Here is a 13,695-nt window from a genome sequence, read left to right as displayed (position 1 = left end):
ATGGCCTACCGATGCGGAAACAGGCGGCCCGCCTGGGCAGCTGCGCCTCACAGAGGAGGCGCGCGTCGGCTTAGACCTGCCGTTGGGCTTAGGGTCTGACGGCTGCTCGCCCGCTGATGAGCAACTTGATCAGTGCCTCCGCAATCGCATCGACTTTTTGGCGCGTGTTAAGCGCAAAGAAGACGCAGCAGGTGGCTGGCACGCCGAACGGTCGGTCATCGGCATCGGGCGATCGGTGCCGGCGCGAACCGCGATATTGGTTTGGTCGATCACGGTGACGGAACCGTGCGCGGCATAGGTGAACTGAGAGGCCTTCATCTTGTGAGCCATCACTGCAATTCCTCGAGCATGCGATGCTGAATGACAGCTCCTTTTCAAGGCTCGTGCCAACTACGAGAGCTTGACTTGTAAAGGCTATTTGCTCAAGCGCACATGTCCTGGGCCCGACAGCATAGTCGCAAATCCCACAGTCGCATCATGGACGAGCCCAAAGCGCTTAGATGCTCGGGAACTTGCACCGCAGGAACCCCAACAGGCGGATGCGGATGTGACAACCTCCCGCTCACCAACGCACGAATAGACTGACTACAACAGCATATGGAAAGACATTGAGGACGAGCTAGGAAGGTCGCGCTTTTCCCCACCTCTCCTGGGCATCTGCAATCCGATGCATGCGGTACTCGTTCACGCCAGTAATTTCTGAGAGGCCCTTCTTGCCGAAGAAGGGGATGAGGTACTTCCGCGCCCGGCGCTCGTGACACTTGGGGGCGCTGGCGATCGCACTCGCCAACAAGATTGCCCGCATCGCCTATGCCGTCTAAAGGACGCGCCTTCGAGCCTTCAATCGCCAAAGGCCTTGGCCCGATCGTCGAAACGGCGTTCATCACAGAGCATTGAAACGAGCCCATCTATGCCGGCGTCTTCTTAGACGCGGCTGAATGAACGATTGGCCACCCCGCCGCGCGCAAGGCTTGGGACTGCTGCGAGCAAGCGTTGCGTATAGTCGGTGCGCGGATTGAGGAATATCTCGTCCCTGGTGCCGGTCTCGACGACGCGCCCTTGGCGCATGACCATGACGCGGTCGCTGAGCTGGCGGATTACACCGAGATCATGCGAAATGAAGATGTAGCTCATGTTGAGATGCGCCTTGAGATCGGTCAGCAGGTCCAGCACTTGCGCCTGAATCAAGACATCGAGAGCCGAGACCGGTTCATCACAGACGATCACAGCGGGCCTTGGAGCGATCGCACGGGCGATCGCAACGCGCTGGCGCTGACCGCCCGAGAGTTCGAGCGGCCGGCGATCCAGCAGGGCTGGGGATAGTCCGACCAGATCAAGAAGCTCGACAACGCGCTCATAGCGCTCGTCTCTGCTCTCCACGTCACTTGCGAGGCTATCGGAAATGATGTGTCCCACAGACCAGCGCGGATCAAAGGAGCTGAGAGGATCCTGGTAAATGACCGAGATGGCCCGGCGCCGCGCCCTGCGGTCGCGTTCGGTGAGCGTGGTCCAGGCCCGACCTTGAAACAGAACGGCGCCTTCATCGGGCGGGTCAAGCGCCAGCGCCAATCGTGCCATCGTTGACTTGCCAGATCCGGACTCCCCGACGACGCCCAGAGTCTCGCCGGATCGCAGCTCAAAGGAGATACCATCGACGGCCGTGCGCAGCACGCCATCTGGTCCTTTGAATCGCTTCACAAGATTTGCCGCGCTGAGCACGACCGAAGGGAATGTCGATGGTGATTGCTCCTGAGACCGTAACGGCGGCTTCCACGCCCGAGCAGCGGGCAATCGCGAGGGGCGAGAGCCGCGCAGGCGCGCAGAGGGCACCGCATCCAAAAGCTGGCGGGTATAGGTGTGCTGAGGGTCTTGGAAGACCTGGTCTGCCGATCCGCGCTCGACCACCTTGCCTTCATGCATGACCAAGACCTCGTCAGCTATCCGGGAGACAACCGCCAGATCATGGCTGATCAGGAGAAGCGCCTTGCCCCGCAACTTGGTCTCTTCCAGCAATCCCAGCACCTGCGCCTGCACGGTGACGTCGAGAGCCGTGGTCGGCTCGTCGGCGATCAGGATGCGTGGATCGAGGGCCAGAGCGGCAGCGATGAGCGCGCGTTGGCGCTGGCCACCGGATAGTTGATGCGGCAGCTGCCGGGCTTTGACCGCTGCTTCAGGCACCCCGACGAGCTCAAGGAGCGCGACGACGCGCCGTTCGAGCTCCTCGCTTGATGCAACCGCACGGTGGAGACGCAATGCTTCGCCAATCTCCTTGCCCACCGGGCGTAGCGGGTCGAGCGCGACGAGTGCATCCTGCAGAACGAAGCCGATCTCCTTGCCGCGGACGCGCCGCCAGCTGCGATCATCGAGAGCTGTGAGATCGGTGCCGGCGAAGGTCAGTTGACGCGCATGGACATGAGCCCGGCGGCCGGCAAGACCGACAATGGCGCGCGAAGTCACGCTCTTGCCGGAGCCGGACCCTCCGACAATGGCCAGGCAGCGCCCAGCCTGAAGAGAGAATGAGACGCCGCGCACGGCTGTTCCCTCAGGAAGATCCCGCCCGAATGAGACACAGAGTGAATCGACTGTCAGAAGGTTCGCCTGCGGGGGCACTTGTCGATTAGGAACGTGGAGCATTACTTAGATCTTTCCTTCCAGGAGATCCTGCAAATAGCGTCCGACGACAGTCAGGCCGAGAGCAAACGACACCACGGCAATGCCCGGCATGATCTCAAGCCACCATGCGAAGATCACATAGTTTCGCCCAGCATTTAGCAGCGCGCCCCATTCAGGCGCCGGGGGAGCGACGCCGAGACCGAGAAACGCAACACCCGCCGCCCAGACGATCGCTTGCCCAACGCCAAGCGTCATCATCGCCGTGAGCGGGCTCATCGCGTTCGGAATGATATGCCGCCATAGGATACGTGGATAAGGATGGCCGAGGGCCTTGGCAGCCTCCACATAAGGCGCCCCTTTTACAGACAGAACCTGTCCTCTGATCATCCGAGCATAGCCCGGAGCTGTGCCAACTCCGACCGCTATAACGAGGGTCAGCACCGATGGACCGAACAAGCTCACGAACAGAAGCGCGAGGAACAGCGTGGGAAGTGCGAACAGCACGTCCAAAAGCCGGCTGAGAACATTGTCGAGCGCGCCACCCACAAGGCCGGCAATGATGCCAAAAACCAGCCCAATGCCGATGCTCAGCGCAGTTGCGCCAAGCCCGATGGTGAGTGACTGGCCTGCTCCTTCGACAATTCGGGAGTAAATATCCCGGCCTGATTGGTCCGTTCCGAACCAGTGCGCGAATGAGGGAGCTTGCAATGGTGCCGTCAAATCGATCGCGAGCGGATCGTGCGTCTGCAGCAGACTCGGCGCGATTGCCGCGACAATAAAGAAACCAATAACGATCAGAGCTACGTGAACCCGAAGAGGAATACGACGGAGGATCGCCGACGCCTTTATCAGCTGCGAACACGCGCTCCAGTCACCTACCCTGCTCATGTCATCTTGATCCTGGGATCGACGATTCGGTAGGTGAGATCGACGAGCATATTGGCGACGGCGAACAGGCCGGCGGAGATCAGAATAGCCCCCGAGACGACTGGAACGTCTCGAGAGGACGTCGCAGCGACAAGGACTCCACCAAGGCCTTGACGCGCAAATACCGCCTCAATCAGAATCGCACCGGAAAGAAGCTTTCCGATCGCCCAGCCTGATAAAGTGATGCCGGGCAACGCTGCATGACGCAGGACATGGCGAAACCTGACGCCGAGCTCACCCATACCTCGTGCCCGCGCCGAGATGACAAATGGCTGCTCGAGGACACGCCTGAATTCGCTGCGAACGATTTGCCCGAGGAATCCTGACAACTCTAAAGCCAACGCAATCGTTGGAAGAACGAGCCCGATCGGGGAATTGCCCCCGATGACCGGTACAATGCGAAGCTGCACCGCAAACACAACGAGGAGGATTGTAGCCAGCCAGTAGGGCGGCACTGTCGCCAGGAACACCTGTATTCCGCTGAGCAAGGTTGACCACATGTTGTCTTGGCCGGCGACGAGGACGGTCGTCAGAGCCGCGATGACCCATGCCGCAATGAGCGCCGCAACCGCCAGAATGATGGTTGGCCCAATCTGTTCTGCGATGATGTCAAGGACCGGCCGATGCTGCTGGTATGACAAGCCAAGGTCCCCATGCAGGATGCCCCATATGTATTTGCCGTATTGCAGAACGAGTGGCTGATCAAAGCCGTACTTTGCGTTGACCGCCGCGAGCTCTGCTGGAGAGGCCTCTCCAACGTTGCCACTCGCCATGTTGATGATGATCTGGGCACGGTCGCCGGGCATCAGGCATTGAACAAGGAACGTGAAGGTCGCAGCTAGCCACACCACAGTCGCAGCGGACACGAACCTGCCCGCAAGCCAGCCTATCCGAACATGAGCTGCGCTATTCACACGCATCACTTCACGTCGATGAAATGAGCGTCATAAAAGACGGGTTCACCGACCGACCCGCGGTCCAGCCAGACATCCTTCAGCTTTGGGCTGGTTGCCAATGTGACATCGAGCACCGTGAGGCCTAGGACGGCCGCTTTCTCCACGATATTGCGTTCAGCCTGCTGATAAAGCGCAGTCCGCCCGCCATCGTTGAACTCCTGTTCCGCTGTCTGAATGACATTCCACAGTGCCTCATCCTGGTAGCGCGACGGATTAAAGCGGTTCCGCTCGCCGTTCCGATCAGGCTTCCATGAAATGCGGAAGATCTCTGCGCCGGGTGCAACCCAATAGAGGAGCACGACCTCGTAGTCGTCCGGACCGAGATTCTTCCCGGCAAAGAAATCCGCCTGGTTGGTCGGCTGAAGGCGCACCTCGAACCCGGCAGCTTTCGCCTGCTGCTGGATGACCTGCAATGCCTGCTCGCCGTCTGGCTTTAGAAAAGCGCTCGAATAGGAGATTCGAACGACGAGGGGCTTGCCATTCTTGAGGCGAATGCCGTCCTTGTTGTGTTCAGTCCAACCCGCTTGATCGAGGAGCTGATTGGCCTTTCCAACGTCATACCCATAGGACCGCCCGAGCCCGCTGATATATTCCGGCGAACTCTGGCTGAGCGCTCCATTAGCCTCGAATGGCAAAGCGCCGAGGAAGGACAATTCGACGGCGGCTCTTCGGTCAGCAGCGTATGCAAAAGCCTGGCGGACGCGCACATCGTCAAAGGGGGGCCTTGCCGTATACAACGCCAGGCGTAAAGGGGTGCCGCCTGTTATATGCCGCAAGACGGCGAAGCGGGAATTGGCGTCCTTCCAGGCAACTGCCGGAATATCATAGACGACATCAGATTCGCCAGTCAGCAGTGAGCCATAGCGGACGGTTTGATCCGCAAGGAACCTCCAGTTGATGCCATCAACGTAAGCCGGCCCCTGGTGCTTGGCGTGACTTGGTGCCGAATTGTAATCCGGGTTGCGGCGAAACACGACGTTCTGCCCGTGATTCCATTTCTCCACGATGAACGGGCCTGACCCGACCGGGCTGTTGCAGTTCACGGCAAGTCCGCGCTTGAGCGCAGTTGGTGACAAAATGCCTTGGGAGGACTGCGCGAAAACGTTGAGCAACGGCTGAAATGGCGTCTTCAGCGTTATCTGCAGCGTGAGAGGGGCAATTGCTGTCGCCGATTCGAAGCTGTCTTCGAGGTAAGGAGCGGCAGTCGGATTGCGACGATCCGGATCATTGCCGAGCCATCCGTTGATGTTCTCGGCAACAGCTTGTGCATCGAGAGGCGTCCCGTCGGTAAACTTGACGTTTGGCTTGATCTCAAAGATGTATACCTTCCTGTCGTCGGAGATTGTCCAAGACGTTGCGAGCCAAGGCACAATCTTTCCATCTTCCCTCCGAGCAACCAGATTGTCGCTATACTGCCGCTGAAGATACCACTGCTGCACCCATCCCCCGAACAGGCAGGGCGGCTCTTGAAAATGCCCGTAGCGAATGATGCCTCCTCGTTTCGGTCCGCCGGCTGACGCCTCTTGGGCAGAGCAGCACGCCATGATCGAGATCTGCAGGAGCGTTGAGACCGCCAACAGGACAGCCGTCGCCTTTTGCTTTCTTCGAGTGCTCGGCTGGATGCCGAGACGCCAAAGGCTCGTGCGTTCGATAACAGACATCTCCAAACTCCGGTGAATGTGGACAAACATTGCGTCACAGAGACGACGGCCTCGCCAACGTCTTGGCAGCAACGTCGTGGTGAGGGATTCCCAGGTGCTCGCGCAGTGTCTCCCCCTGGTATTCCGTGCGAAACAGACCGCGGCTCTGTAGGATCGGCACGACATGATCGACAAACGCCGTCGCGCCGTCTTCCAGCACGTCTGGAATGATGTTGAAGCCGTCGACCGCGCCTGTGCGAAACCATGATTCGATCGAATCGGCGATCTGCTCGGGCGCACCGACGAGCAAGCGATGACCGAACGCTTGAACGCTGCCGATGATCTCGCGAACCGTGCGGCCTTCTCTCGCCAATGCTTCGAACGTGCGGTGATGACCGACCGAGAACGCAACATTGTGAGGATCGGGCAAGACCTCCTCGGGAATGGGCCGGTCGAGGCTGAGTTTTTCGACCGGCACGTCCATGCTCCGTGCGAGGGCGTCCATCGCACGCGTCAGATCAAGCAGCGCGTCGATTTCCTTCTTTCGGCGTTGTGCCTCCTCTTCCGTGCCGCCGATGAAGGTGACGAGGCCGGGGAGGATGAGTGGAGTTGCACGGCGGCCAAATTGACGCGAGAGCGCGCGCAGGCGCTCGGACTCCCCGATCGCCGTTTTCAAGTCTCCGGCTGCGGTAAAAACGACATCGGCGCTGCGCGCCGCAAGGCGCACGCCAGGATCCGAGCCTCCAGCCTGGACGATGATGGGATAGCCCTGGCGCGAGCCGGGATGGGTGAGCGGGCCTCGGATTGCGAACGCATTCTTGCTGGGATCCAGCAGCCGGAAATGATCGGTATTGGCGTAAACTCCAGATGCCTGATCAGCGATAATGGTCTCATCCCCCCAGCTCAGCCAAAGAGCACGGACGGTTTCAACGAACTCCTCGGCGCGCTTGTAGCGCTCCTCGCGTCCGATCTGGCGACCACCAAAGTTTGCTACCGTCGCTGGGCTGGATGTCGTAACCGCATTCCAGGCCGCTCGGCCGCCACTAATGACATCGAGCGACTGGAAACGGCGCGCCAGATTGTATGGTTCATTGTAGGTCGTCGACGCCGTTGCGATCAGCCCGATGCGCGTTGTCTCGCGCGCGATTACGGAAAGCACAAGCGTCGGCTCAAGCCCATTGAGTGGCGGCTGCCGAGTGATGTCGAAGGGCACCGCGGGGGTATCCGCTAGAAACACCGCATCCAACAGGCCACGCTCGGCAATCTTCGCAGCGCGAACGTAATGCTCGATGTCGAAGAAGGCGCTTGGGTTGGTGCCCGGCCAACGCCACGCTGCGGAGTGACCGCCCGCGCCGTGAAGATTGAGGCCAAGATGAAGCGTGCGGATGACGGAAGACATAGGCACTCCCAAATGCGGCGACCTCGAAGCTGCCGGCAACGCCTTCAATGACAAGTTGATGTTGGTCACGCTGTTCGGCTACTGACCTCGCCCCCTGGCGGAGGCTTGGCCAGAGTGCGCCCGAAAGGGCCGCGAGCGACCACGCTTCGAGACAGCAACCTCATAGGCAAGACTTGGGCATTGCGCTGGCCAATACTTGGCCGCTTGGCACGGCGGACGGCATCAGGTGAAGCCAGAATGATCCTGATTGTGGTGTTGATCTGGCTCCGCAGCGGCGCGCTCCGTTCGCGTTTCCACTCAAGGGCTCGCAGCAACAGTCTGCGGGACGCACATGCGCGAGAGACGATGACCAATTGCGTGCGCAAGGCCGTGTTTCCCAATAGCATCGCAAATTGCATCAAACAGTGTCCTTGGATGCCGCAGCCAACGAAAGCGTAGCTCCTTATAGGACACGTGTAGCTGTGACGAGCATATGAACGCAATAGTTGAGTATTTCAATCTACTGCCGCCACTTGGTATCCTTTTCTTAAGACGAGGTCTTGTTCGATTCATTTGAATGCATTGGCCACATGGTCAAGTTGCGCGAAATCCGCTGATGCTGTGACCTTCGTTTTTTCGGACCTTGCTTCGAAGCGTAACGGCAGGATCGATGCACAAACTTCTGATGGTCAGACGTGCATTTGAGTCGACAGTGTGGAGCAGAACGTTGACGCTGGCGAATAGTTGCAAGCGTGGGCAGTATGGATCCGACGGCAACATCAAATAATGCGATTGAATGCGCTTCTTTTTGCGATGTATTGCGTGAGAACTGGCAGCACTATCCTCGTGGCTCGCAATGCGTCCCGTATCTTTATTCGGTCCAGCGCACCGCGGTGACTGACGTGGCCACGTTTTTGCCCGCCCGGAGGTGGCGACATGCTCCGCGCAGGCCAGAGAGCGCGTGACGCCCGCAGCCCAGTGCGCTGATCACCCATGAAAACCCAGCGTGACGCCGCGCTGCTAGGCCCACAGGTCAACTCAGAATCGCGCGACACGACCTCGCAGCCCCGGACGCGGATCGTCGCCAAGAATCCCACTTCCTTCCAGGCGGTTTCCGGGATCGCCACGACGTTGCTGCCGCGGAAGGTGAACCGGGGCTGCAAGGCCGGCGAGAAGCAATACCATCCGGGCAACTTCTTCTCAGTTGGTGCCATCGGCCTGCGCATCGAGGAGTCGCCAAATACGTCCAGATGCTGGTCACAGCAGCAACTCATTCGGCGCGGCGTGCCCGGCATCTGGGTCTAACGCCGGCTCTTTCATATAAGCTCACGCGGCGAGTTCGTTATCTTTTGCGAAACTTGAAACAACAGAACGGTTATAGCCAGTGGGTTGACGGCCCACCGAATGGCTGCTTTAGCGCATGAAAGCTCGTGCGCTTTTGGCCTGGATTGTCCGGCGGATCCGCGTGGTCTCGGTATTCCGCAGGAGCAATTGGCTTACGATGCGGACATTGACCGCTAATACATGGGCGCTGTTGAGAGGCAAGAAGCGAATCCAACAATCGATCTGCTCGATCGGATCGCTAAATCGCTTGGCGTCCATTTATCTGAGTTGTTTATCCAACCGCCCAAAGGAGCAACGTCCCATAAGGCATTGCGCAAAGGTCGCAAGCCGGCCCGTCCACGTCACAAGAAGAAATAGCGCTCTGCTCGCGTGAGTTCGCTAAAACATTGTAATTTGCTGGACGTGAATTTCGAAAGCTGCGGAAGCGCAAAGGCTTCACGCAGGAGGAGCGGTGCAGTGCCCGGCCTTCTTTAGGGGCCCATGCTCGGCCAGAACGCCGCTCGAGAGCCAAGCGCTTTCATCGCACCGTGAGTTCCCAAATAATCCGGACGTGCCCCTCTGGAATCGAGGGGCGGAAAATATGCATATTCCTGACACGCAGCTTACTCCTATTAATCAAATTCAGGACGCGCCCGACATCTCCCTGATCAGAGAAGAGCACATACATCACGCCCTTGTCATTTAGGCGGCGCCGCGCACCTTTGAGAGCCGAGGCCATGACATTGTGATCTTCATCGAAGCAAGAGCGCTCCAGGTCGTCTTTCGCTTTACGATTCCAATAGGGGGCGGCAAAGAGAATGATGTCAAATTTTTCTCCGGAATGCAGCCCAGAATAGGTGTCGCTATAGCGCGCCTCGGCTTTGTCCGAGTAACCTAACCTCTCGATGTTTATCTTCGTCGTGAGGACGGCTTGCGGATTTATGTCGAGTGCCATTAGACAGCCTGCGCCGGCACGGAGCGCTGCAAGCCCTAGTACGCCTGATCCGCATCCCAGATCGAGTACTGTCGCGCCAGGTTCGATGTGCCACTTCGACATCAATGCGTCGGGACCGTGACTTAGGCGTGGTGACAAAACACCAGGCAGGACGTGCAGGGGCAGACCGCTTACTTCCACGTCATGCGGGCGCTCGCATAATCGCAGTTCCGCTAGCATTGCATCTACGTCAGTCGTTTGGCGCCTTACAGATACGCCTAGCGGGGCATTCATCTAACTCTCCATCTTGTGGTGAAAACAGCATCGCGAGACGCCGGCGGCCAGCAGGCCGGTCTGGCGAACTGCTTCAGCGTCGGGCAAGCGGTGAGCTGGGAAGCCGGATAGCCGGCCTCATATCGCTCTCCATCAACCGACTGCCAACGATAGCGCGGCTGTTCCCGCGCCTGCTCTCTCGGAAATGGGCACACGGCTTTAGAGAACATCTGTCTACACGTCTGAATGCACAGCTTCACTCGGTGTTGCTGCCCCTCAATAGCAACGGCCGTGCCAGGAACGCTAAGCGCAGCAAGCGCCTATGATTAGGCTCTGCGGCATGCTGGCATTCGCTCGCCGAGCACCGTGATCTGCCTGTATCAGGCGGTAGCCGTGCCGAGGACCATACATGAAATCCTCCTCTTGCCGCACCATGCGCCAGTGCGAGCTAGAGGAATCGCTCGCAACTTTTCGGTCGAACGTCGCGTTTGCAGACACGCTGGCGATTTACTGACATTTGTCACGTTTGGTTTCCGACAGAAGCACGAACTGCGCTCACCTGATCAGTTTTCGGGTTACCGAAAGCCGCCCAGCGCCTGCGGGTCTGGGCATTGACCCGATTCTCGCTTTATGCCTGTCCTCAGCGCCGACTGCTACGTTGTGGCAAAATGTCCGGTGCTGATGCGGTAGTCGCCGCCAATCGCGGTATCCTTGAGCGATGACTAGCCCGTGTCGCGCCAGCGCCATTTCGCGGCGCCCGTCACCAGGGACGCTGGACGGTGTTGAGCGATAATGCCGTGTCTCAGTTTGAAATTGAGGGATCAGCCCTTTTCCCAGGCCGCTGCTGCCGCTCTGGCGATCCCAGACCGCTCTTGAGCGGGAAGATGCTTTTCCCGGACCTTCGGCCCTTCTTACCGCCCTTATGATGGCTGGCCGATCGCAACCGGCGATCCTGATGAGCCCACTGGCAAGTCCCAACGATAGCGCGGCTGCTCCCGCGCCTATTCTCTCGCAAATGGACACACGGCGTTAGAGAGCGTCTGTCTGACACGTCTGACACTGAATGCACAGCCTCAGTCGGTGTTGCTGCCTCTCAATAGCAACGGCCGTGCCAGGAACACTAAGCGCAGCAAGCCTATCGTTAGGCTCTGCGGCATGCCGGCACTGACTCGCCGAGCACCCTGATATGCCTATATCGGGCGGTAGCCGTGCCGAGGACCATACACAAAATCGTCCTCCTGCCGCACCATTCGCAGCCCGAAGCACGCCTCCCGGCGCAACGTAGGCGACATCCGGCAGACAGCGACCCGCTGTCATATCTGGCTCATTCTTAGCGGGAAAGGTGCCGTTGGACCGGGGATCGCTCACTTCTGTGTTTTCGTCCACAGCATGCCATGGCACCATACATGCTCAACGCCTCCCCACTGGCAGGCCGTTGCGACATTCGGGAAGAAACCGCGTCCATGGTTGTTCGCACTCGTATTGCAAAGCAGTGGAATACCCGTAAGTTTCTCATATTCGACGAGAAGCTCGGCGACTTTGTGCTGGGACGATCTGGGAATGGTTTGCAATCGCGCAGTTCCGTCCAGATGTACAACGGCGGGGACTTTGTCCCGCCATTCTGCTCGTGTCTGATGATCAAAGAGCATGTAAGGGTCCGGCGTTCCAGGGCTGAAAATCTCCGGGGCACGATCCTCCAAGCATATCGGAGCGACCGGCCGGAAGTGTTCGCGAAGTTTGATAGCGTTGAGATGATCCTTCATTCGCGCCGTCGTCGCGGCTGCGAGAATGCTTCTACTGCCCAGTGCCCGAGGCCCAAGCTCGGCGCGGTCGGCAAAGAAAATCACCGGCTTGTTGCTGGCGAGAATGGTCGCGAGTTCACTCATGCTACACGGCGCGGCGTCCCATTCGGTCGGCACATCGCTCGGCTGCAGGGCTGGACCGCTATAGACTGACCATTGTAGCGGCACGAAGCCTTTGTCGGCCGCCACTGCCGAGCAAGCGGCACCGATTGCCGATCCGCTGTCATTCGGAAAGGGCGGCACCCAGACAGCATCGAACAGGCCGCTGGCGCGTAGTGCGCTGTTCCATTTTATGTTGAGAGCGCAGCCGCCTGTTATACACAAGTTGCGCGACGGAAAACGTGAGTGGCGCTGCAAAGCACGCGCCATTTCGCGAACGAGCAGACGCTCATGGAAACAATGAAACGATGCAAGCACATCTTCGGGAGCCTTGGACTTCAACCGCTGCGCGCTGGCATCGACGTAATCATGCACAGCTTCAAGCGCAGACTCCGGACTGTCAGGACGGGCGAGCTCTGCATTGGTCCCAAAGTGCTCCTCGTAAAGCTCCTGAAAGACCGTGACGATGTTTTCATCAACAGAGCCTAGTGCGATATAGGCCATCAACTTGCCGGCAACACCGAGGTCCCAATTGGTGCGCGTCGCCTGCTTATACGGTCCGAAGTGATAACCTGCGGCCGCATAGGCGTGCCCAATCATTGGGAACAGGCATTCGATGAACTGGGCGCCGCGGAGTTCTACATAATAAAGACGTGGAAAGGTGCCGCCGTCCCACACCAGACAGAACGCGGGTTGTCCTGCTTTCGCAAAGGGACTCGTGCAGTATGCGGCGGCCACATGGCCCGTAACGTGCGGATAGCTCCTGTAAGGAAAGGATTTGCCGCCCAGTAGCAGGCCAGTGCCGTCGCGCGACGTTAGCAGGCCATCGGCATGACTTTCAATATACGGCGCACCTTTGAGAGTAATTGGCGTAGCCCCACTGAGGACCTGGAATTCCGACTCCCCCTCTCCCCACCAGCCGTCGAGGACGAACTGATCAACATCCGACGCATCCAGCCCCTGCTCCGCTAAGGCGACGACAACTGCATCGAGATTGTCAATGCTTTGATATCGCGGATTGTTGTCCCGCTTCTCCTGCTCGACACAAAAAGCAAGTCGTCCGTCCTCGATAAGAGCGATTGATCCGTCATGCGTCAGCTTGATACCGCAGATGCGCATAGTGCCTCCATGTTAGCCCCAGACAATTCGATTAATTTGAAGACCGTTTTCGCTGCCGAAAGCAGCGAGCAAGCAGACGCACTCGAACGATCAACGCTTCGTCAGCGCTTCCCGGACCATCTCTGCATCAGCGGCATGACGCCAAGCGTTCGAGCGGTATCACGCGCAGATCCGAGTACCAGATGCCCGCCTGGCGTGAGTGTGCGCATCTAGGTTGCGGATGCGCATTTCAGCCAGGTCATGACCTAAGACGGGACTTCCAAGACCATCAGGTCGCCCCGTCCCGATCGAGATCGGATTTCGGATCACGACTTATATTTTGCCCTCATTCTCAGTGGCACGACGTCATCTCGATGGCTGGTTGCAACTAAGGCGCCTCCCATTCTGCGTTCTCGCCCGTAGCCACACAGCATGATTTGGGCCAGTGCAAACCAGAGGAATCTGGTCGCAATTTCTCGGCCGAATGTCTCGTGTGCAGACACCCTGGCAATTTACTTACATTCGGGACGTGTGGTTTCGGACAGAAGCAGGGACTACGATTACCGATTCAGTTTTCGAGCTTCCGAAAAATGCGGAAGCGTGCGGCCCTGACGCCTTGAACTGCCTTGGCAAGGCCTGCCCTCAGCGCCGG

General features: G+C 58.8%; 9 protein-coding genes. 1 reads left to right on the top strand and 8 read right to left on the bottom strand.

Annotation, left to right across the window (positions count from 1 at the left end):
- Positions 1–129: 129 nt before the first annotated feature.
- From IVA98_RS00405 to IVA98_RS00380, 6 genes are all read right to left on the bottom strand, one after another.
- Positions 130–330 carry a hypothetical protein gene (locus tag IVA98_RS00405; RefSeq protein WP_247354143.1) on the bottom strand — a complete coding sequence of 67 codons (201 nt, stop codon included), beginning with the start codon at positions 328–330 and terminating at the stop codon, positions 130–132.
- A gap of 594 nt (positions 331–924) precedes the next feature.
- Positions 925–2,634, bottom strand: a complete 1,710-nt coding sequence (locus tag IVA98_RS00400) for an ABC transporter ATP-binding protein (RefSeq protein ID WP_249816747.1) — start codon at positions 2,632–2,634, stop codon at positions 925–927.
- Positions 2,635–2,637: 3 nt separating this feature from the next.
- The gene (locus IVA98_RS00395) at positions 2,638–3,501 is read right to left on the bottom strand and encodes an ABC transporter permease (protein ID WP_247354141.1); all 864 of its coding nucleotides are present in this window, start codon (positions 3,499–3,501) and stop codon (positions 2,638–2,640) included.
- Positions 3,498–4,460 (bottom strand): ABC transporter permease, encoded by a 963-nt coding sequence (locus IVA98_RS00390; protein ID WP_249816746.1) that lies wholly within the window; start codon positions 4,458–4,460, stop codon positions 3,498–3,500. Before IVA98_RS00390 ends, IVA98_RS00395 begins: the two co-directional genes overlap by 4 nt.
- Positions 4,460–6,157, bottom strand: a complete 1,698-nt coding sequence (locus tag IVA98_RS00385) for an ABC transporter substrate-binding protein (RefSeq protein WP_247354139.1) — start codon at positions 6,155–6,157, stop codon at positions 4,460–4,462. The genes IVA98_RS00390 and IVA98_RS00385 overlap by 1 nt, the downstream gene beginning before the upstream one ends.
- Before the next feature lie 34 nt (positions 6,158–6,191).
- On the bottom strand, positions 6,192–7,535 hold the full coding sequence (locus IVA98_RS00380) for an NtaA/DmoA family FMN-dependent monooxygenase (RefSeq protein ID WP_247354138.1): 1,344 nt from the start codon (positions 7,533–7,535) through the stop codon (positions 6,192–6,194).
- Between the two features lie 972 nt (positions 7,536–8,507).
- Between IVA98_RS00380 and IVA98_RS00375 the strand changes: the two genes are divergently transcribed.
- The gene (locus IVA98_RS00375; RefSeq protein ID WP_247276115.1) at positions 8,508–8,819 is read left to right on the top strand and encodes a hypothetical protein; all 312 of its coding nucleotides are present in this window, start codon (positions 8,508–8,510) and stop codon (positions 8,817–8,819) included.
- A 556-nt stretch (positions 8,820–9,375) separates the two neighbouring features.
- Here the strand turns inward: IVA98_RS00375 and IVA98_RS00370 are convergent.
- Entirely contained in the window at positions 9,376–10,011 is a 636-nt protein-coding gene (locus IVA98_RS00370; protein WP_256468144.1) for a methyltransferase, read from the bottom strand.
- A 1,397-nt stretch (positions 10,012–11,408) separates the two neighbouring features.
- A complete protein-coding gene (gene nodU / locus IVA98_RS00365) occupies positions 11,409–13,064 on the bottom strand; it encodes a nodulation protein NodU (RefSeq protein WP_247354137.1) in 1,656 nt (551 codons plus the stop codon).
- Between the last annotated feature and the right edge of the window lie 631 nt (positions 13,065–13,695).

This window comes from Bradyrhizobium sp. 160 (assembly GCF_023073735.1).
Classification (GTDB): domain Bacteria; phylum Pseudomonadota; class Alphaproteobacteria; order Rhizobiales; family Xanthobacteraceae; genus Bradyrhizobium.
The sequence above is the reverse complement of the archived record's forward strand: the minus strand, read 5'-3'. Positions and strand labels throughout refer to the sequence as shown.

Excerpts from the sequence above, each read along its gene's own strand:
- IVA98_RS00405 (WP_247354143.1), bottom strand. The coding sequence starts at position 330 with ATGGCTCACAAGATGAAGGCCTCTCAGTTCACCTATGCCGCGCACGGT.
- IVA98_RS00400 (WP_249816747.1), bottom strand. The coding sequence starts at position 2,634 with ATGCTCCACGTTCCTAATCGACAAGTGCCCCCGCAGGCGAACCTTCTG.
- IVA98_RS00395 (WP_247354141.1), bottom strand. The coding sequence starts at position 3,501 with ATGAGCAGGGTAGGTGACTGGAGCGCGTGTTCGCAGCTGATAAAGGCG.
- IVA98_RS00390 (WP_249816746.1), bottom strand. The coding sequence starts at position 4,460 with ATGCGTGTGAATAGCGCAGCTCATGTTCGGATAGGCTGGCTTGCGGGC.
- IVA98_RS00385 (WP_247354139.1), bottom strand. The coding sequence starts at position 6,157 with ATGTCTGTTATCGAACGCACGAGCCTTTGGCGTCTCGGCATCCAGCCG.
- IVA98_RS00380 (WP_247354138.1), bottom strand. The coding sequence starts at position 7,535 with ATGTCTTCCGTCATCCGCACGCTTCATCTTGGCCTCAATCTTCACGGC.
- IVA98_RS00375 (WP_247276115.1), top strand. The coding sequence starts at position 8,508 with ATGAAAACCCAGCGTGACGCCGCGCTGCTAGGCCCACAGGTCAACTCA.
- IVA98_RS00370 (WP_256468144.1), bottom strand. The coding sequence starts at position 10,011 with ATGCTAGCGGAACTGCGATTATGCGAGCGCCCGCATGACGTGGAAGTA.
- nodU (WP_247354137.1), bottom strand. The coding sequence starts at position 13,064 with ATGCGCATCTGCGGTATCAAGCTGACGCATGACGGATCAATCGCTCTT.